Annotated in this window: 18 protein-coding genes; 6 read left to right on the top strand and 12 right to left on the bottom strand. The window is 61.0% G+C overall.

The annotated features are described in order from the left end of the window. Window positions 1-96 precede the first annotated feature (96 nt). From H1Y61_RS18030 to H1Y61_RS18010, 5 genes are read left to right on the top strand one after another with little or no spacing between them, the layout of a single operon-like run. Window positions 97-1047, top strand: coding sequence for an ABC transporter permease (locus tag H1Y61_RS18030; RefSeq protein ID WP_156553766.1), 951 nt, complete (start codon window positions 97-99; stop codon window positions 1045-1047). Further along, on the top strand, window positions 1044-1910 hold the full coding sequence (locus H1Y61_RS18025) for an ABC transporter permease (RefSeq protein ID WP_180574930.1): 867 nt from the start codon (window positions 1044-1046) through the stop codon (window positions 1908-1910). Before H1Y61_RS18030 ends, H1Y61_RS18025 begins: the two co-directional genes overlap by 4 nt. Next, window positions 1907-2902, top strand: coding sequence for an ABC transporter ATP-binding protein (locus H1Y61_RS18020; protein ID WP_180574929.1), 996 nt, complete (start codon window positions 1907-1909; stop codon window positions 2900-2902). The genes H1Y61_RS18025 and H1Y61_RS18020 overlap by 4 nt, the downstream gene beginning before the upstream one ends. Then, a complete protein-coding gene (locus tag H1Y61_RS18015) occupies window positions 2902-3894 on the top strand; it encodes an ABC transporter ATP-binding protein (RefSeq protein WP_180574928.1) in 993 nt (330 codons plus the stop codon). The genes H1Y61_RS18020 and H1Y61_RS18015 overlap by 1 nt, the downstream gene beginning before the upstream one ends. Window positions 3895-3919: 25 nt before the next feature. Further along, a complete protein-coding gene (locus H1Y61_RS18010; RefSeq protein WP_180574927.1) occupies window positions 3920-5314 on the top strand; it encodes an amidase in 1395 nt (464 codons plus the stop codon). Between the two features lie 15 nt (window positions 5315-5329). Here H1Y61_RS18010 and atzF read toward each other — a convergent pair whose 3' ends face one another. The 10 genes from atzF to H1Y61_RS17960 are packed head-to-tail and all read right to left on the bottom strand — an operon-like array spanning window position 5330 to window position 15689. After that, window positions 5330-7123 (bottom strand): allophanate hydrolase, encoded by a 1794-nt coding sequence (gene atzF, locus H1Y61_RS18005; RefSeq protein WP_180574926.1) that lies wholly within the window; start codon window positions 7121-7123, stop codon window positions 5330-5332. A gap of 3 nt (window positions 7124-7126) precedes the next feature. Then, a complete protein-coding gene (locus H1Y61_RS18000) occupies window positions 7127-7471 on the bottom strand; it encodes a cupin domain-containing protein (protein WP_180574925.1) in 345 nt (114 codons plus the stop codon). Continuing rightward, a complete protein-coding gene (locus H1Y61_RS17995) occupies window positions 7464-8132 on the bottom strand; it encodes a cysteine hydrolase family protein (RefSeq protein WP_180574924.1) in 669 nt (222 codons plus the stop codon). The genes H1Y61_RS18000 and H1Y61_RS17995 overlap by 8 nt, the downstream gene beginning before the upstream one ends. After that, the gene (locus H1Y61_RS17990; RefSeq protein WP_180574923.1) at window positions 8132-9658 is read right to left on the bottom strand and encodes an ABC transporter ATP-binding protein; all 1527 of its coding nucleotides are present in this window, start codon (window positions 9656-9658) and stop codon (window positions 8132-8134) included. Before H1Y61_RS17990 ends, H1Y61_RS17995 begins: the two co-directional genes overlap by 1 nt. Continuing rightward, a complete protein-coding gene (gene atzD / locus H1Y61_RS17985) occupies window positions 9655-10716 on the bottom strand; it encodes a cyanuric acid amidohydrolase (RefSeq protein ID WP_180574922.1) in 1062 nt (353 codons plus the stop codon). The genes H1Y61_RS17990 and atzD overlap by 4 nt, the downstream gene beginning before the upstream one ends. Next, complete coding sequence (gene biuH, locus H1Y61_RS17980) at window positions 10713-11408, bottom strand: biuret amidohydrolase (protein ID WP_156532213.1); 696 nt, start codon at window positions 11406-11408, stop codon at window positions 10713-10715. Before biuH ends, atzD begins: the two co-directional genes overlap by 4 nt. A 14-nt stretch (window positions 11409-11422) precedes the next feature. Beyond that, window positions 11423-12439, bottom strand: coding sequence for a formamidase (locus H1Y61_RS17975; protein WP_180574921.1), 1017 nt, complete (start codon window positions 12437-12439; stop codon window positions 11423-11425). Between the two features lie 16 nt (window positions 12440-12455). After that, window positions 12456-13382: an ABC transporter permease gene (locus H1Y61_RS17970; protein WP_180575195.1), complete on the bottom strand. Its 927-nt coding sequence runs from the start codon at window positions 13380-13382 to the stop codon at window positions 12456-12458. After that, window positions 13382-14545, bottom strand: coding sequence for an ABC transporter permease (locus H1Y61_RS17965; RefSeq protein WP_235680929.1), 1164 nt, complete (start codon window positions 14543-14545; stop codon window positions 13382-13384). The genes H1Y61_RS17970 and H1Y61_RS17965 overlap by 1 nt, the downstream gene beginning before the upstream one ends. A 19-nt stretch (window positions 14546-14564) precedes the next feature. Beyond that, on the bottom strand, window positions 14565-15689 hold the full coding sequence (locus tag H1Y61_RS17960; protein ID WP_180574920.1) for a BMP family ABC transporter substrate-binding protein: 1125 nt from the start codon (window positions 15687-15689) through the stop codon (window positions 14565-14567). 345 nt (window positions 15690-16034) lie between these two features. Between H1Y61_RS17960 and H1Y61_RS17955 the strand changes: the two genes are divergently transcribed. Next, window positions 16035-16718 carry a GntR family transcriptional regulator gene (locus H1Y61_RS17955; RefSeq protein ID WP_180574919.1) on the top strand — a complete coding sequence of 228 codons (684 nt, stop codon included), beginning with the start codon at window positions 16035-16037 and terminating at the stop codon, window positions 16716-16718. Between the two features lie 18 nt (window positions 16719-16736). On the opposite strand, the gene H1Y61_RS17950 is transcribed toward H1Y61_RS17955, so the two are convergent. Together H1Y61_RS17950 and H1Y61_RS17945 are read right to left on the bottom strand one after the other, a co-directional pair. Continuing rightward, window positions 16737-18395, bottom strand: a complete 1659-nt coding sequence (locus tag H1Y61_RS17950) for an ABC transporter ATP-binding protein (RefSeq protein ID WP_180574918.1) — start codon at window positions 18393-18395, stop codon at window positions 16737-16739. Continuing rightward, window positions 18395-19264 carry an ABC transporter permease gene (locus H1Y61_RS17945; protein ID WP_409363999.1) on the bottom strand — a complete coding sequence of 290 codons (870 nt, stop codon included), beginning with the start codon at window positions 19262-19264 and terminating at the stop codon, window positions 18395-18397. Before H1Y61_RS17945 ends, H1Y61_RS17950 begins: the two co-directional genes overlap by 1 nt. Between the last annotated feature and the right edge of the window lies 1 nt (window position 19265).

Raw genomic sequence — 19265 nt, 5'->3', positions numbered from 1 at the left:
CGGCCATCGCCTCCCGATGCAAGAGCACGTGAGATTGACTGTTTCGTCCTTGCACGGAGCCGGTCCCCAAAAATCCGTGCGGAAGGAAAACCAGAAATGCTTGCCCTTATTCTCAGGCGGCTTGGCGGCCTTGTCCTGACACTGGCTGCCGTGTCCATCCTGATCTTTGTTTTGATGGATGTGTTACCTGGCGACCCCGCCGCCGTCATGTTAGGCACCTCGGCAAGCCCCGATACGCTGGCGGCGTTGCGCCATGAGCTTGGCCTCGATCAACCGCTGGCGATCCGCTATCTGCACTGGCTGGCAGGTGCCGTGACGGGGGATTTGGGTCAGTCCTATACCTACGGCGTGCCGGTGGCTGGCCTGATCGCGGAGCGCCTCACCGTTACGCTGCCTTTGGCGGTGATGGCGATCCTTCTGTCCATGGCAATCGCCATCCCGATGGGTGTGGCCTCGGCCTCCCGACGTAATAGCGGCTTTGATTATGCGGCTGGCTTTCTGTCGCAACTGTTCATCGCTGTTCCGGGTTTCTGGGTTGGTCTGCTGCTGGTGCTCGGCTTCTCCATAGGGCTTGGCTGGATGCCAGCTGGTGGCTTTGCCGGGTGGCAGGCAGGGATCGGCCCGGCACTGCTGTCGCTGACCCTGCCGGCCATAGCGCTGGCGTTGCCGCAGGCAGGCGTATTGACCCGCGTCACCCGCTCGGCGGTGCTTGACGTGATGAACGAGGATTTCGTCCGCACCGCCCGCGCCAAGGGCCTGACCCGGCGCGCAGCTTTGTGGCGTCATGCGGTACCGAATGCGCTGGTGCCTGTCATGACCATTCTTGGCCTGCAATTCACCTTCCTGATCGCCGGGGCCATCCTGATTGAAAATGTCTTCAACCTGCCGGGTCTGGGGCGGCTTGCCTATCAGGCGCTGAACCAGCGCGACATCATCGTCATGCAGGATGTTGTCCTGTTCTTTGCGGGCCTGGTCATCATCATGAATTTCCTTGTCGATCTCTCTTATCTCGTGCTGGACCCAAGATTGCGAGGCAGGGGCAAATGACCACAACCGTGACAACCTCAAAGCCGTCTACTAGGCGGCTCACCCGTCTTTTTCTCCGCCCGACTTTGCTGATCGGCGGGCTGATTATCACCCTGCTGGTGGCGATTGCCCTGCTGTCGCTAGTCTGGACACCGTTGCCGCCGACCCGGATGCAGATCGTCTACAAGCTGAAGCCGCCGCTGGTGCATGGCCTGCTGGGAACCGACCAACTGGGCCGCGACCTGACCTCGATGCTGATGGTCGGGGCCTGGAATTCCCTGTCGACAGCCATGGCGGCTGTGGTGCTTGGCGCAGGCGTCGGCACGCTGTTCGGCGTCACGGTTGCGGCGCGGCGCGGCATGGTCGAGGCGCTGACCATGCGGATCAATGATGTGATCTTCGCCATTCCGCCGATCCTGTCGGCTATGATGCTCGGCGCGCTGCTCGGCACAGGGCGGTTTACCGCCATTATCGCCATCGCCGTGTTCATGGTGCCGGTTTTTGCCCGCGTTACCGCCAGTGCGGCCCTCCAGGTCTGGTCGCGGGATTATGTGCTGGCGGCGCGCGCCGCAGGCAAGGGGCAGGTGCTGATCACCATCGAACATGTCCTGCCCAATATTGCCAGCCAGATCATCGTGCAGATCGCCATCCAGCTGGGCCTGGCCATTCTGACCGAGGCGGGCTTGAGCTTTCTTGGTCTCGGCATGCCGCCACCGGCGCCGACCTGGGGGCGGATGCTGGCCGACTCCCAGACCTATCTGGCTGCCGCACCTTGGCTTGCCATCCTGCCGGGCCTTGCCATTGCGCTTACTGTGCTTGGCTTCAATATGCTGGGCGATGGGCTGCGCGATCTTCTCGACCCGCGTGAAAAGGGGCGTTCATGAGCGAGAAACCGTTGCTCTCCATTCGCGACCTGTCCATTTCGGTGGATCTCCCTGATGGCCGTTCCATGCCCATTATCGAGGATCTGAGTTTTGATCTGCGAGCTGGCGAAACGCTTGGCATTGTCGGTGAAAGCGGCTCTGGAAAATCACTGGCATCGCTGGCAATTATCGGCCTCTTGCCCCGCGTTGCGCGACCGACTGGCCAGATCCTGCTGGACGGAGAGGACCTGTTGAGCGCCAGCGAAGACCGGCTGTGCAAGATCCGTGGCAACCGGATCGGCATGATTTTTCAAGAGCCGCTGACGGCACTCAATCCGGCGATGACCATTGGCGACCAGATCGCCGAAGGCTTGGTCTGGCATCATGGTCTCAGCTGGCGGCAGGCGCGCCGCGAGGCGGTGGAGCTTCTCGATCAGGTCCGCATTCCCGACGCAAAACGCCGGGCCGGGACCTATCCGCATGAAATGTCGGGCGGCCAGCGCCAGCGCGTCGGCATCGCCATCGCACTGGCCTTGAAACCGGCGCTGATGATCGCCGACGAGCCGACGACGGCGCTTGATGTGACGGTCCAGGCCGAAGTGCTCGATATTCTCGATGATCTGGTGCGCGAATACCGGATGGCGCTGATCCTCGTCAGCCATGATCTCGGCGTCATTGCCCGCATGTGTGATCGCACGCTGGTTCTCTATGCTGGAAGGCAGATGGAGGAAGGCCCAACCCGCGCTGTTCTGACCTCTCCGCTCAATCCCTATACGCGCGGCCTGTTGTCTGCCGTGCCTAAGCGGGTGCCTGGAAAGGACGGCGAGGAAGGCAGGCTTGCCACCATTCCCGGCACCGTTCCCGGGTTTGCGCAGCTGCCGGAAGGTTGCTTTTTTTCCGACCGCTGTCCTGAGGTGGTGACGGAGTGCCGTCGCACCGCGCCGGGCTGGTCGAGGCAGGGCGAGGATCGCGGTGTGCGCTGTCTGCGCGCTGAGCAAGGGGAGATCCGCTGATGACCGACACCAGCCTTCTCGATATCCGCATGCTTGCCCGCGACTATACCAGCCGTCCGCTGTTCGGAAAGCCGCATACCACCCGGGCGCTGGACGAGGTGTCGCTGACGGTTGGGCGCGGCGAAATCTATGGCATTGTCGGCGAAAGCGGCTGCGGAAAATCCACCCTTGCCCGGCTGGTGATGGCGCTTGACCGTCCAACGTCGGGCCATGTCCTGTTTGACGGCGACGATCTGTTCTCACTGTCGCCAGAAGCGCTGAAGCGCAAGCGGCAGGCTTTCCAGATGGTGTTTCAGGACCCGTTCGGCTCTCTCGATCCACGCCAGACCATCGGGCGGATTATCGCTGAACCCTTGCATGTGCTGACGCCAAAGCCAGGCAAGGCAGCGATCCGCGAGAAAGTCGCCGCGATGCTGGAAAGCGTCGGCTTGCAGGCGGGTCATGCGCAGCGTTATCCGCATGAGTTTTCCGGCGGCCAGCGCCAGCGGATCGCCATTGCCCGCGCCCTGATCACCGAACCGAAGCTTGTCGTGGCTGATGAGGCGGTTTCGGCGCTTGATCTCTCCGTCCAGGGGCAGGTCCTCAACCTGTTGATGGATCTGCGCCGCACACGCGGCGTCAGCTTTCTGTTCATCACCCATAATCTGGCGGTGGTGGATTGTATCGCCGATCGGGTCGGGGTGATGTATCGCGGTAGGCTGGTGGAGCAGGGACCGGCCCATGCGGTCTTCGAGCAGCCGCTGCATCCCTATACGAAAATTCTGGCCGATGCCGAGCCAAGCGTTCACCGTTTCGGCAGGCCGCAAAAACCTGCCCCTCTGCCTGATATCAGCGGCGATCCCGATATCGGCTGCGCGTTCCGTGGCCGCTGTCCACTGGCGCAGACACGCTGCACCATGGAACAGCCAGTGCTGCGGGAGATCATGCCCGGACGCCAGGCGGCCTGCCACCGTGCCAAGGTGATGGCCGGGACCGATACCTTCATCCGATAAAGTCCAAAGATATAGAAAGCCAGGAATGACCGATCTTGTTGATTTGACCATCCGGGAGCTGATTGCCGGTTTCAGCGCCAAGACCCTGTCGCCGGAAGACTATTGGAACGTCGTTGAGGCCCGGATCGATGCTTTCGAGCCGTCGGTTCAGGCGCTTTACCTCTATGACCCCGAAAGCGCGCGCGCAGAGGCCCGCGCCTCGACGGATCGATGGCAGCGCTCGGCGGCCCTCGGCCCGCTCGATGGCATTCCCGTTTCGCTGAAGGAGCTGATCGCCACCAAAGGCCAGCCGGTGCCGCTCGGCACGGCCGCCGTTGATCTCTTGCCTGCTGCGGCAGACGCGCCGATTGCGGCCCGGATGCGCGAAGATGGCGCGGTGATTTTCGCCAAGACCACCTGCCCGGATTATGGAATGTTGTCTTCGGGCCTGTCGAGTTTTCATCCCTTGAGCCGCAATCCCTGGGATTTGAGCCAAAACCCCGGAGGCTCCAGCGCCGGTGCGGCGGCGGCGGGGGCTGCCGGGTTTGGCCCGCTGCATATCGGCACGGATATTGGCGGCTCGGTGCGCCTGCCCGCCGGATGGACCGGGCTGTTCGGCTTCAAGCCTAGCCATGGCCGCATCCCGGTCGATCCCTATTATGTCGGGCGTTGCGCCGGGCCGATGACCCGCTGCGTGGATGATGCCGCCTATTCGATGATGACCTTGGCGCGTCCGGATTGGCGTGACGGGACCAGCCTGCCGCCAGAAGTAATCAACTGGCTGGATGAGGATATCGATATCAGCGGCATGAAAATCGGCCTCATGCTGGACGCAGGCTGCGGTCTTGCAGCTGAACCGGAGGTACGCGAGGCAATTATTGCCGCCGCCAAGCGGTTCGAGGCGGCAGGGGCCGAGGTTTTCGAGGTTGGCCCGGTGATGAACCGCGCCATGCTGGATGGGCTGGATGTGTTCTGGCGGGCAAAATTCTGGGGTGATATTGCCGCCCTCAGCACGGAAAAGCGCCAGATGATCCTGCCCTATATCTATGAATGGGCCGAGGGTGGCGCCAGCGTCAGCGGTGTCGATGCGGTCAAGGGCTTTGGCCAGACCATCGAGATGCGTAAGACCTGCGGTGCGCTGTTTACCCGCGTCGATGCGGTTCTGTCGCCGGTCAATCCTGTCGTTTCCTACCCGGCAGAGTGGGCCTCGCCAACCAATGATCCACAAAAGCCTTTCGAGCATATCGCCTTCACTGTGCCGTGGAACATGTCGGAACAGCCAGCGGCATCGATCAATTGCGGCTTTTCGAGCAGCGGCATGCCGATTGGCTTGCAGATCGTCGGTCCAAGGTTTGGTGATCTGAGCGTGCTGAAACTGTCGAAACTGTTTGAAAGCTGGACCGGGCGGATCAGCACTTGGCCGCAGCCGCCACGGTCTTGAGGAGCTTATTGAAGCTCAAAGGCTGGCAATATAGGCCCGCCAGCCACCCAAATGCGTAATGTCTTCAGCGCCTTCGACCGCCGAAGGCTCTACCAAGAAGCCCTTGGCGCTTGATCCGTCATCCAGGAAAACCGTGCCGATACACATCGGCGAGGGAATCATGTTGACGAACTGGCCGAAGCCAGCGGGCGTCAACTGCCAGATTTCCACGGCAATCGCGGCACCGTCCTCAACCCGGACCAGGCCGGGCCTGGGCGGTGTCTGGTTGGGTAAGGCAAACAGTTTGTAGCTGGCCGATGTCGTCCCAGCCCGCAGGAACCTGGCGTTGAGGCTGGTCAGTTGGTGATTGAGCGGCATGCCGGACAGATGCGCGCCGACAACGATCACAGGGATCAAACCCTCGGCCTTTTCCACTGGCTTTTCTGGGGACGACGGCAGCGGCCAGCCGGTGGCGCCGATGGTGGTGCCAAGGCGGCTGTGCAAGGCTGAACCCAGTGCTGCGGTCAGGCCATCGGCACCGAAGGGTGCCAGCAGCGTGACGCTGGAAGGCAGGCCATCGCCGCGCGTTCCGGTCGGCACGGCAATGCCGCACATGTCCAAAAGATTGACGAAATTGGTATAGGTGCCGAGGCGTGAATTGGCCTTGATCGGCTCGGCCTCCAGATCGGCCAGCGTGTAATGGGTTGGGGCTGTCGGCACGCAGATCACATCGACGGAGGCGATCACCGGCGTTAACTGCTGCTTCAGCGCTTGCAGGCGGTACATGCCGGAAAACGCATCGGCGGCAGTCAGGGTTTTCGCCGCGCTGTAGATCTTGTGCGTCACCGGATGGAAGCTTTCGGGCTTCGCATCGAAAAAGTCTTTGACCGCCGCATAGCGCTCTGCCACCCAGGCGCCTTCATAGAGCAGGTTTGCGACCTCAAAGAAGCCGGAAAACGGCAGGTCCACGAGCGTGTGGCCCATGGCCGACAGTTCCGCCAGCGCCTTATCGAAAGCGGCTTCCATAAGACTATCACCGAAGAATTCGCGGTCGGCCTTGGCGGGAACACCAATGCGTAGAACCGGCGCGGACGCCAACGCATGGTCCACCGGCATGGTGCGGGAATAGGCGTCCTCGGCATCATGCTTTGCAGCGAGGGTGAAGACCTTATGGGCATCTTCCACCGTCAGCGCGAAGATCGATACGCAATCGAGGGTGCGGCAGGCGGGGATGACGCCGGTGGCCGAAAGCGCCCCGACCGAGGGCTTCAACCCGACAATATTGTTCAACCCGGCTGGAATGCGGCCAGAGCCTGCCGTATCGGTGCCGAGCGCGAAGCTGACAATGCCCTGCGCCGTCGCCACCGCCGAACCGGAACTGGAGCCGCCGGGGACCAGTTTGGGATCGATTGCGTTGCGGGGAATGGCATGGGGCGTGCGCACGCCGACCAGGCCGGTGGCGAACTGGTCGAGATTGGTCTTGCCGATCACCAAAGCACCCGCGTCTTTCAACAGGCGCACCACAGTCGCATCGGTTTCGGGCGTGTAGGCATAGTCCGGGCAGGCGGCGGTGGTCGGCAGGCCCGCAACATCGATATTGTCCTTGACGGCAAAAGGAACGCCCCAGAGCGGCTTTGTCTCCGGTGAAAAAGCGCCGAGCGCCTGGGCCTGATCCAGCAGGCTCGCCTTGTCGGCAAGCTCTAGGAAAATGCCGGGATCGTTGATGGCGGCGATGCGGGAAAATACCTCTTCGATCATTGCCTGTGGCGTCCAGCCAGAGGCATAGGCGGCGTGAAGCGATGCAATATCAAAAGCTTGAGAAAATGCCATGGATCAATTTTCCAACAGTGTTACGGGGCGATCCCATTGGATCAGGACGGTGCAGCCATCAATGCTCCACACAGAATGTTCGGTGCCTGCCGCATTGACGATGAGGGAGCCGGTGCCGTAGGTGCCTGTCTCGTCCGACTGGCTGCCTTCCAGCACCAGAATGGTTTCCAACCCTTCGTGGCGGTGGCGGGGAACCGAGGCTCCGGCCTGATAGGCCAGAAGAGCAACGCCGGGCTGGTCGCCCTCAAAGCGGCGTATCCAGTGAATGGTCACGCCATCACGGAAGGCCTCATAGGGCAGGCTTTTCCAGCCACCTGAAAGCATGTTGTCACGGGTCGTTTCAGCCATGGGCAAGCGCCTCCAGAAAGGGATCGAGATGGGCAGTCCAGCCAACAATGCCACCCTGGGCGCGGATCATCTCCAGGGTGGATTGCTTGAAGGCCGGGAAATAGCTGGCGGTGGCTTCTTCAATCAGCAGGCAGTCATAGCCCCGGTCATTGGCCTCGCGCATCGCGGTCTGCACGCAGACCTCGGTGGTGACACCGGCAAAGATCAACTGGGTAATGCCGCGCGCTGTAAGCTCTTCACCGAGACTGGTGGCATAGAACGCACCTTTTCCGGGCTTTTCGATCACCAATTCACCGTCAATTGGCGCTAGCTCCGGTAGAATACCGGTGCCGTATTCCCCTGCAATCAGGATGCGGCCCATCGGTCCGGGATCACCGATCCGCAAAGTGGGATTGCCGCGATTGCGCTTGGCGTCCGGCAGGTCGGAGAGATCGGGCCGGTGGCATTCCATCGTGTGGATCACGGTAAGGCCGCGGGCGCGGGCCGCCTCCAGCAGGCGTTTGACATCCGGCACGATGGCGCTGACGAGGCTGACATCATTGCCAAGTGTTTCGCCAAAGCCGCCCGGCTCAGTGAAATCGCGCTGCATGTCGATGACAACAAGCGCCGCCTGGTCCAGCTTCAACGGGAAGGCGAAGGGTTGGGCCTTGATATTCACCATCATGCATGTCCTGCCATATGGGCGCCGATCACGGCAATGTCGGCGCCGCGCGCCGGGGTCTCGTACACCAGCCTGCCGTCCGACATCACGACAATGCGGTCGGACATTTCCATCAGCTCGTCCAGATCCTCGGAAAACAGCAGCACGGCGCTGCCGTTGTTGCGCGCTTTCATGATCCGGGCGCGGATTTCGGCGACGGCGGAAAAATCCAGACCGAAACAGGGATTGGAGACAACAAGCAGATCGACATCGCCGGTCAGTTCCCGCGCCAGCACGGCGCGCTGTACATTGCCACCCGACAGCGAGGCAATCGGCGAGGCGGTAGAGGCCGTCTTGACCTTGAAATCGGCAATCAACCGCCCGGCTGCCTCGCGCATGGCCTTGGCATTCAGCCAGAACCGGGTTTTTCCCTCGGCGTCCACATCGAAATCGCGAAAACTCAGGTTCTCAGCCACCGACATTCTCGGCGCGCAGGCATTCAGCAGCGGTTCTTCCGGGATGAAGCGAACATTGGCGGCCCGCGTTTCCTGACGGGTGGCTGTATAGGGCCGGTCCTTGACCGTGATGTCGCCCGCCTCGGCAGGCCGTTGCCCAGCCAGCACTTCGGCCAATTCCTTCTGACCATTGCCGGAAATGCCGGCAATCCCGACGATTTCGCCAGCTCTGACCTTGAGATCATCGACTTCGATGTTTTTCAAACCACTGCGATCACGGGTTTTCATCCCCCGGATCGACAGGATGGAAGGGCTTGCGTCTGCGACCGGCAAGCGGCTGTCCAGCTCGGCCAGTTTGACATCGCCGATCATCATCGCCGCCATGTCCTGCGTCGTCAGGTCGGCTGTGCGGCCTGAGCCGACCAGCTTGCCACGCCGTAGCACCGAGACCGCATCGGCGAACTTTTGCACCTCATGGAATTTGTGGGAAATCATCAGCACGGTCAGCGCCCCATGCTCGGTCATGCCCCGCACCAGACCCAGCATGTCGTCGGCCTCGGCGGGGGTGAGCACCGATGTCGGCTCGTCAAGGATCAGGAACCGGCGTCCGAGATAGAGTTGCTTGATGATTTCAAGCTTCTGCTTTTCACCCGCCGACAATTCCCGCACCGGGCGCTCCAATGGAATCTGGAAGGGCATGGTCGCTATGAAATCTTTGAGCGCCTGCCGCTCTCGCCGCCAGTTGATCATCGCAGGCACAGCATTACGGCTGATGACCAGATTTTCCGCTCCGGTCAGCGACGGCACCAGCGTGAAATGCTGGTAGACCATGCCAAGCCCTAGCGCTGCCGCATCGCGTGGCGAGGTGATTTCCACCTCCCGGTCCTCGACCAGCAATTGGCCGGAGGTCTGACGGTAAAAGCCCATGATGCACTTGACCAGCGTCGATTTGCCCGCGCCGTTTTCCCCAAGCAGGGCGTGGAACGATCCGGCCTGAACCTTGATGGAGACGGCATCGAGGGCGGTGAAGCTGCCGAACCGCATGGTCATGGCGGCGGTCTCGATGCTGATGGCACTTCCGCTGGGCTTCATATCACGTCCTCCCGCTCGACAATAATTGCCACCGGCCCGCCGCCGGGCGGTCCCTGATGTTCGGCTCCACCAGACACATACAGGTCCGTTTCCCCGAACACGCCCGCCAACACGCCACCGACAAAAGCGCGGGCGTGGCGGGTGCCGGAAATGTCGCTATCCTCAAGCATGGTGTGGCGCTTGCCCCGCACGGTGCCTCGCGGATCGGGTTCGGCCTTGGCCAGCACGGCGCTCAGTTTTCCAACCGGCATGTCAGACCAGGCGGCCCGCACGCTCGGCGCATCCATGGCGTCGAACATCACCGTATGCGTCATGGCAAATGGCCCGCTCCAATGATCGCTCATGCCCAGAACGATGATTTCGTGATCGGTCAGTTCAACACCAGCCGAGGTGGAGGCGTGGGCGGAATAGAGGTCCAGCGTGCGGCAGATGTCGGTGTCCTTGATGTCGTCCATGTCAAGCTCGCCCAGCGCCACAGCCACACCTAGCGCCGATGCGCCACGTGAATAACCCATGGATTTCAACGTCTCGGCAATAACTGTGCGTTTGCCACGCGCCTGGGCTTCCGCTACGCGCGCCGAGGTTAGCAGCGGGCATTTGATCTGAACGAAATGCACGTCCGCCGGATTGTCTATTCCGGCATCAGCCATGGCGGCCCGCACGCCCTGGGCGACCAGATCCACCTGTTCCTTGCGGCCCAGATGTTCCGGCAGAAGCGAGGCGGTGCGGGCAACGCCGATGGCGAGCGAGCGGTTGGGCGCTGCCTCCACCCGTTCGCGGGTAAAAATCGTCCAGTGAGGCGACAGCGCCCCTTCCGTACCGCCGGACATGACGATGGAAACGCCTGTCACGCCAGAGCGGGCAAACAGCTGCTCGAATGTGGCTGTGGCAAAGCCACGGGTGAAATCGTTGACGCAGCCATTGCCCTCGGTCTTGCCCAGCACCGCGACGATGCTGTGCGGATCGAGGCCGCTGGCAATCAGCGCTTCGACGCCGGATATGTCGTCCGGGGCAGCGGCGGCAACGCGGTATACCGAGGCGCGGAAACGTGTGGTCACGGTAGGGCCTCAATCAGGTCTTTCGAATTGGAGACCGCGCCGAACACGCCGCCCTGCATTTTCACCATCTTGATGGCGGCGAGGTGATTGCCGTAATCAGTGGCGCCGCAGCAATCTTCCAGCAACAGGCATTCAAAGCCCCGGTCATTGGCCTCGCGCATGGTGGTATGGACGCAGACATCGGTGGTGATGCCGGTGAGGATGATATTCTGGATGCGCTTCTGATTGAGGATCAGTTCGAGATCGGTGGCGCAGAATGAGCCTTTGCCGGGCTTGTCGATAATGGTTTCGCCGTCCAGCGGGGCCAGTTCCTCGATAATATTCCAGCCCGGCTCGCCGCGCACCAGAATACGGCCGCAGGGACCGGGATCGCCGATGCCGGATTTGATCCTCTGCGAGCGCCAGCGTTTGTTGGCGGGCAGGTCGGCAAGGTCAGGGCGATGGCCTTCGCGGGTGTGGATGATGTGGTAGCCCTTGGCGCGCATCGCTGCCAGAACCGCCTTGATCGGCTCGATCGGCGCACGCACCAGCGACAGGTCGTAGCCCATATGATCGACATAGCCGCCGGGGCCGCAGAAATCGGTCTGCATGTCGATGATAACTAGCGCGGTATTGTCCGGCCGCCAATCGCCGTTATAGGGCCAGGGATAGGGATCGGCGGCAAGCGTGTGAAGTTTTGTCTCTGTGGACATATCGATGATGGCTCCTATTCGGCGGCGGATTTGGCAGGCTTGCCGTAAAGGCGAGTGGGTTTTTCAAAGCCGCAGGCTGTGCCGTCGGTGATCTTCACCTCGTCTTCCCAGGGCAAGCGATAGCGGCCTGCTGCCAGGTCGTGCATATAGGTATAGGGCGCGTCCTGCGCCCCACCGGCAACCGCGACATAGCCGCGATGGCCCAGCTGGTAGATGTTGTTTTCCACACCCCAGCCCAGCCGCGCCTCACGCACCAGATCGGGCCGGACTTCGGCGGTGATGATCTCGTTGACGCGGCCTGATGTGCCATGGGCGATGATCGAGCCATCGAAATTGCAGATCATCCCTTCGCCCATGCTATCGAATGTGCCATCGGAACCGCACATGCAGACATTGGCTGTGACCATCAGATTGCAGAAAGCGTTGGACTGGTTGGTGAAGCGCCAGGATTCGCGGATCGGTGCGGTATAGCCCGCCGTGCGGATCATGATTTCGGCGCCCTTATAGGCGCATTCCCGCGCCATTTCCGGGAACATGCCGTCGTGGCAGATAATCAGCGCCAGCTTGGCGCCCTTCGGCCCGTCGATGACGGGAATGCCGAGATCGCCCGGCTCCCATGGCTCGACCGGCACCCACGGATGCATCTTGCGGTAATAGAGCTTCAGCGCGCCGGTATCATCGATGATAATACCGGAATTATAGGGCATGCCACCGGGATTGTATTCCATGATCGAGAAACAGCCCCAAATGCGGTTCTGTTTGCAGGCAGCCTTGAAGGCGGCTACTTCAGGGCCATCCATCCGGCACATGATCTCGGGGTTGATGTCCATCGACAGGCCGTGCAGGGCATATTCGGGAAACACCACCAGATCCATGCCCGGCTGATTGCGCCGGGCTTTGCCGACCAGATCGACGATCACCTGGGTCTGGCGGGCCAGATCTTCCGGCGTCACGGTGACGGGAAGTTGTAGCTGCACGAGTCCAATGCCGACGCCGTGTTCCGATTTGTTCAATCCGCCCAATCCGTTCATGGGAACCTCCTGTGCTTTATTTCGTCAAGGAAAGCGCCGCCGGTGCGCCGGACAGCGCCCGTGTCGGTGACGATGTGATGATGAGAATGATCAGGGTCAGCACATAAGGTGCGGCGTAAAACAGATAATAGCCCTCGCTGACGCCCACCGATTGCAAAGCCGGACCGAGCGCGCCAGCCCCGCCAAACAGCAGGGAGGCCAGCACGCAGCCGAGTGGGTTCCAGCGGGCGAAAATCACCAGTGCCACCGCCATCAGGCCTTGGCCGGACGAAATCCGCTCGTTCCAGGAGCCGGGATAAAACAGCGACAGATAGGCACCGCCCACCGCCGCCAGCGCTCCGCCTGCCATGGTTGCCAGCAGGCGCACGGTGTCCGGGTTGATGCCCATGGCGCGGGCGGCGTCCGAACTGTCGCCGACCACCCGCAGGATCAGGCCGATACGGGTATTCTTCAGCCCCCACCATAGGAAAAGCGCCAGCACAAGGCCGATGACGAACAGGATGTTGATGGTCAGCGCCGCCTGGATCTGCGGCAGATGCGACCAGAAGCCGAGGGAAATCACCGGCAGTTTCGGGGCGACCGGCTGGATGAACGGCTTGCCGAAGAAGAAGGCGAGGCCCAGCCCGAACTGCATCATGCCAATGCCGATGGCGATGTCATTGACCTTTGGAAACTTGCAGATAAAGCCATGCAGCAGGCCAAACAGCGATCCGGCCACCATGGCCGCAACGACGCCAGCCCAGGGTGAACCTGTCATGACAGCCACGGCATAGGCGGCCATGGCGCCAAACACCAATGTGCCTTCAAGGCCCAGATTGATGCGGCCCGACCGCTCCGTCAGGGTTTCGCCGAGGCTGACGAAGATGAAGGGGGTGGAGACGCGGATGGCACCCGCCAATATCGCCAGCGGCACGCCCCAGAGGCCAAGTGCGCTTTCGTCCATCATTGGGCTCCTTTCGCGGCGTCTGGCTGCTTCCAAAGCTCAGGATTAAAGACGCTGAACCGGCCATACAGCGTTTCGCAAAACAGGATGACTACGAACAGCGTACCTTGAAGCACCAGCACGGTGGCATCGGGCAGGCCCATGCGGCGCTGGATCAACCCGCCGGAGGCGGTGATGCCGCCGAGAAAGATCGCGACGGGAATGATCGCCAGCGGATTTTGCCGGGCGAGGAAGGCGACGAGAATTCCGGTATAGCCATAGCCCGCCACCAGCGCGCCATTGGCGCTGCCCTGCACGGCGGCAACTTCGATCATTCCGGCAAGGCCTGCAAAACCGCCTGCCAGCGCGGTGAAGCCGACGATCAACCGGCCAACCGGCAAGCCTTGGATTTGGGCGGCGCGCATATTGCCACCCGCGATCCGGGCCGCAAAACCGATGCTGGTCCATTCGATAACGATATAGGAGAGGATGCAGGCGATGACGCCGACCGCCAAGCCCCAATGCACATCCATGCCGGGGATCTTGCCGATCATGTCGGCGGCAGGCAGGGGCAGGGTCGAGGGCTTGTTGAGGCTGGCCGGATCGCGCAGCGGCCCTTCGATCAGGTGGTTCATCAGTGCGATGGCGATATAGGCCAGCAGCAGCGAGGATATGGTTTCATTGACGCCGCGATAATGTTTCAGCGCTCCGGCAAAGCCGATCCACACACCGCCCGCCAGCATGGCGCAAAGCCCCATGATCAGCCAAAGAGCGGGGGGACTGAAGCCCGGAGCCAGCGGAACGGCGATGGCCGCTGCCGCCAGACCGCCCAGCACCAGCGCGCCCTCCGCGCCGATGATTGTGAGCCCAAGCCGGGCCGGAACTGCTACGCAAAGTGCGGTCAGCAGCAGCGGGGCGGCCCGGCTAAGGGCATTTTGCAGCGAAAACCACGAGCCGAAGCCGCCCGCAAACATCAGCTGGAACAGTTGCAGCGGCGATTTGCCGATTGCGGTGATGAACAGGCTGAACAGGCCAAGCCCGATCAGCACGGCCAGCAGAGTGATGGCCACTGGTTCAGTGCGGCGGGCTAGCCATTCCACCACCGGACGCAGTGCGTGACGCCCCGCAGACTTGGGCTGCAAGCCAGGCGGCAGGTGTGTCCGGCTCTCAGGTGTCGTGATCATGGCCCGCGCCTCCATTGGTTCAGCCCATCGACCCCATGACGCCTTCGACGAGGTAGTTCATGCTTTCCAGTTCGATGGCGTCTTCGGCATAGTCCTTGCCCGAAGGGATGACGGTATTGCCCTTGTTGTCCTTCTGGCCACCCTTGAAGACCGAGAAGCCGCCCGCCTTCATGGTGGCAAGCGTGGCTTCAAACTTGGTGCGAGCCTCAACGGAGACGCCGGGGCCAAGCGGGCTCATCTTGACGAAACCGTCCTTCAGCCCGCCGCGCACGAAATTGCCGAGTTTTTCACCCGCCTGCGCCTTCTTGACGAAATCGGTATAGACATTGCCCCAGGCCCATTCTGCGCCCGTCAGGTATTTTTCGGGCGCAAGCGGGCTCTGGTTGGCATGATAGCCGCAGACGAAAGCGCCGCGACCAGCAGCAGTCTGCACCACGACCTTCGGGCTATCGACATGGCAGGTGATGACATCGACGCCCTGGTCAACCAGCGCATTGGTGGCCTCGGCCTCCTTGACGGCCAGCGACCATTCGCCTGTGAAAATCACTTGGCAGGTGATGGCCGGATCGACGGAGCGGGCACCGAGCAGGAAGGCATTGATATTCTGCACCACCTGAGGAATGGGCTTGGCAGCGACGAAGCCGATCTTCTTCGATTTGGTCGCATAGGCGGCGGCAATGCCGTTCAGATATTGGCCCTGGAAGATGTAGCCGAAATAGGAGCCGGTATTGTCCGGGTTCTTGCCCTTTTGCCAGAGGCCGCCACAATGGCGAAACTGCACGTCAGGATATTTCTGCGCCACTGCCAGCATGTGGGGATCGAAATAGCCGAAAGAGGTGGGGAACAGTAGGCTGGCACCATCCAGATTGATCATCGATTCCATGGTTTTCTGGACATCGACGGTCTCAGGCACATTCTCCTCTTCGACCACCGTCACGCCGGACAAGGCCTTGACCACGGCAGCGCCCTCGGCATGGGCCTGGTTGTAGCCATAATCATCCTTCGGCCCGACATAGATGAAGCCGACGGTGAGATCGGCAGCCTGCGCTGAACGCAGCATGCCGGGAGCGGCAATGGCGGCAGCGGCACCAAGGGCGGAGGTTTGCAGGAAATGACGGCGGGTAAAGGAAGGCGATCTGGTCATCGGTGGGTTCCCCTGTTTTGTTCCGGGCTCTCGTCCGGTGCGGATGATTTGAGAAAGTGTATGCAATCACCATGCCAGATCTGAAAGTCACGCCTGAAAGGAGCTTTTTGGCCCTATCTGGTTGCTGCCGGTGCATCTGTATGCACTTTTAAAATCCAAATGAATATTTTTTGAGCGAGACTATTAAATTTGCTAGATCTTTCAGGGAAAAGTCCCTGACCTCGCAGGAAAGTTGTGTATTTTTGTGAAAATCGTGCTTTGATATCAGTCGAGCTGTGGGTTAATTTGCCAAAACAAACGATTTTTAAAACTGCATACAAACCATAATAAAACTGGGAAATCTCAATGAATCAGCCGAGGGTGCGCGAACTTGTTCGTGCCGGCAATACGGTCGAACAGCTGGTACGCGCCATTGCCGATCTGATTATCGTCGGTGATTTGCAGCCGGATGATAAGCTGGATGAAGGATCGCTTGCCACGCGGTTTGAGGTGTCGCGTACGCCGGTGCGCGAGGCGCTGCGGCAATTGTGTGCGATGGGGCTGGTGGAGCGTAAGCCGAACAAGAGCGCTGTTGTCACCAACGTCACCGGCGGGTTTCTGACCTCGATGTTCGAGGCAATGGCGGAGCTTGAAGCTGTCTGCGCCAGGCTGGCGGCAGAGCGCATGACGCTGGAGGAGCGTCGGGCGCTGGAACGGATGCACCGCGATTCAATCCGCATCGTGCAGGCGGGGCTGACCGAGGATTATTCCGCTTATAATACCGAGTTTCATAACCGGATCTATCAGGGCGCCCATAACCAGCATATTCTGGAACTGGTAACCCAAACCCGGTCGCGGTTGGCACCGTTTCGCCGCGCCCAGTTTCGCTTGACGGGCCGCTTGTCACTGTCTTTTCAGGAGCATGAGGCCATCGTCAATGCCATCCTGCGCGGTGAAAAGACTGCTGCCGCCGAAGCTGCCTATCGCCATGTCGAAATTGTCGGCGATGCCAGCAGCACATTGACGCAACACACGGCTGGCAGGGACTAAAACCTGGAAATCCAGGCATTACGGATTGATGCGGTAGGTCCTGACCAGTTCCGGGTCCTGTTGCAGCGTATCGAGCCAGGTCGGGTCGAGTTTCGGAACTGACGAAAACAGCAGTTTCGAATAGGGATGTTGCGGAGCGGCAAGCTGTTGCGGTGAGATCTGCTCGACCTTTTTGCCCGCATACATTACCACGATCTCGTCGCAGATCGCTTCCACCACCGAAAGATCGTGGCTGATGAAAATATAGGACAGGCCCAGCTCGCGCTGCAATTCCTTCAAAAGCTCGATGACGGCGGCGGCGACCACGGTGTCGAGTGCGGAGGTGATTTCGTCGCACAGGATCAGCTTTGGTTCCGCCGCCAGTGCACGGGCGAAATTGACCCGCTGTTTCTGACCGCCGGACAATTCCGAGGGGCGGCGCTGGCGCAGCGATTGCGGCAGATGGACCATGTCAAGCAATTGGTTGATGCGCGCATCGCGCGCCTTGCCCTTCATGCCATGGTAAAAGGTCAGCGGACGGCCAAGGATGTCCTCGATGGATTTCGCCGGGTTCAGGGCGGTATCGGCGGATTGGAAGACGATCTGCATTTCACGCAACTGATTGCGGGTGCGGTCGCGGGCATGGCGGCCCAGTTCATGGCCATTGAAAATGACATGGCCTGCCGCCAATGGCAGGAGGCCGGCAATGCTACGCGCCAGGGTGGATTTACCGCAGCCGGATTCGCCGATAATGCCGAGGTTGCGGCCATTACGCACCGTGAGGTTGACGGACTGCACTGCCTGAACGAGGGGCAGGCCATCCGCTTGCAGATCACCATAGCCAGCAATCAGGTTTTCGATTTCCAGCAGGGGCTTGAGGCTCTTGTCTTCGGCAAGCGGTGTTGTGCGGGGCTTGGGTTCAAAGGCAGACAGAAGTTCACGGGTATAGGGATGTTGCGCATGGGCCAGCAGCTCGGCGGTGGTGCCGGTTTCCTGCACTTCACCGCCCTTGAGCACGACGATCCTGTCGGCAATCTGGGCAACGACGGCCAGATCATGGGAGACATAGACCCCGGAAATGCCGTCCTTGCGCATCACTGACTTGAAGGCGCGCAGCACTTCGATCTGCGTCGTCACGTCAAGCGCCGTGGTCGGCTCGTCGAAAATCACCAGCTTCGGGTCGCCGATCAGCGCCATGGCCGCTGACAGACGCTGCAACTGTCCGCCGGAGACCTGATGTGGATAGCGTGTGCCGATCGTTTCGGGATTGGGGAGGGACAGTGCTTTAAACAGCGCCACGGCGCGGGCGCGGGCTTCCTCCTTTGACATCAGGTCGTGAATGCGGGTGACCTCAATCACTTGGTCCATGATCCGGATGGCCGGATTGAAAGCCGCCGCCGCCGATTGCGGCACATAAGCGACATCGGTTCCGCGAATACCGGCGCGATTGCGCTCGGAAAGTGCGGCCATATCCTTGCCCGCGACACTGATCGTGCCGCCGGTTATACGGCATCCGGGGCGGGTATGGCCCATCAGCGTCAAGGCGATGGTGGTTTTTCCAGATCCGCTCTCGCCGATCAAGGCAACGATTTCGCCTTCGGCGATATCCAGACTGACGCCCTTGATAATCTCGACCTTGCGGCCGGAATCGGTGGTGGCCTGGACCTTCAGGTCGCGGATTTCCACGAGGTTTGCCATCATGCACTCCTGTCGCGGATCTTGCGGGGAAGATTATCGATCAGCATGTTGACGCTGATCGTCAGGCTGGCAATGGCCAGCGACGGGAAAATCACCGCTGGTGCCGCAAAGGGCAGGCCGCCGATATTTTCACGCACCAATGCGCCCCAATCGGCATTGGGCGGCTGGACACCGAGGCCCAGGAAGGAAAGCCCTGAGAGCAGCAACACGATGAAGACAAAGCGCAGCCCAAAATCCGCCAGCACTGGCCCGGTAATATTCGGCAGGATTTCAGAGCGGATGATGTAGAAAATAGTCTCGCCCCGGATGCGTGCGACGCTGATGAAATCCATGGCATTGATGTTGACGGCAAGGGCGCGGGCAAAGCGATAGGCGCCGGGCGTGTAGATCACCGACAGGGTCATGACCAGAACCGGGATCGACGATCCGACGGCAGCGACCACCACCAGACCGAAGAGCTTGCTGGGAATGGAGTTCATCGCATCGAGAAAGCGGCTGAGCACGGTATCGATCCAGCCACCGGCGACGGCGGCGATCATGCCGAGCACGACGCCGGAAAAGCAGGCAATGGTAACGGCGGCCAGTGAAATGCCGACCGTGTAGCGCGCACCCATGATGATGCGCGACAGCATGTCCCTACCGAGATAATCGGAGCCCAGCCAGAGCGTGTTACTCATCGGCCCGAAATAGTCGAAATCGACGATCTCACCGACCGGATGCGGGATGAGCATGGGCGCGAATATCGCCACCAGCGCCCAAGCGCTGATGACGGTGAGGCCGGCAATGCCAACGGCATTGATGCGATAGCCGAATGACCGCCGTCTGTGAGCGATTGGTGCTGTTGATGGCGTCCCGTTTAGTGGCGTCATA

The organism is Agrobacterium vitis, from assembly GCF_013426735.1.
GTDB classification, from domain to species: Bacteria; Pseudomonadota; Alphaproteobacteria; order Rhizobiales; family Rhizobiaceae; genus Allorhizobium; species Allorhizobium vitis_D.
Note: the sequence above shows the minus strand (reverse complement) of the source record. Positions and strands in the feature narration are given on the sequence as shown.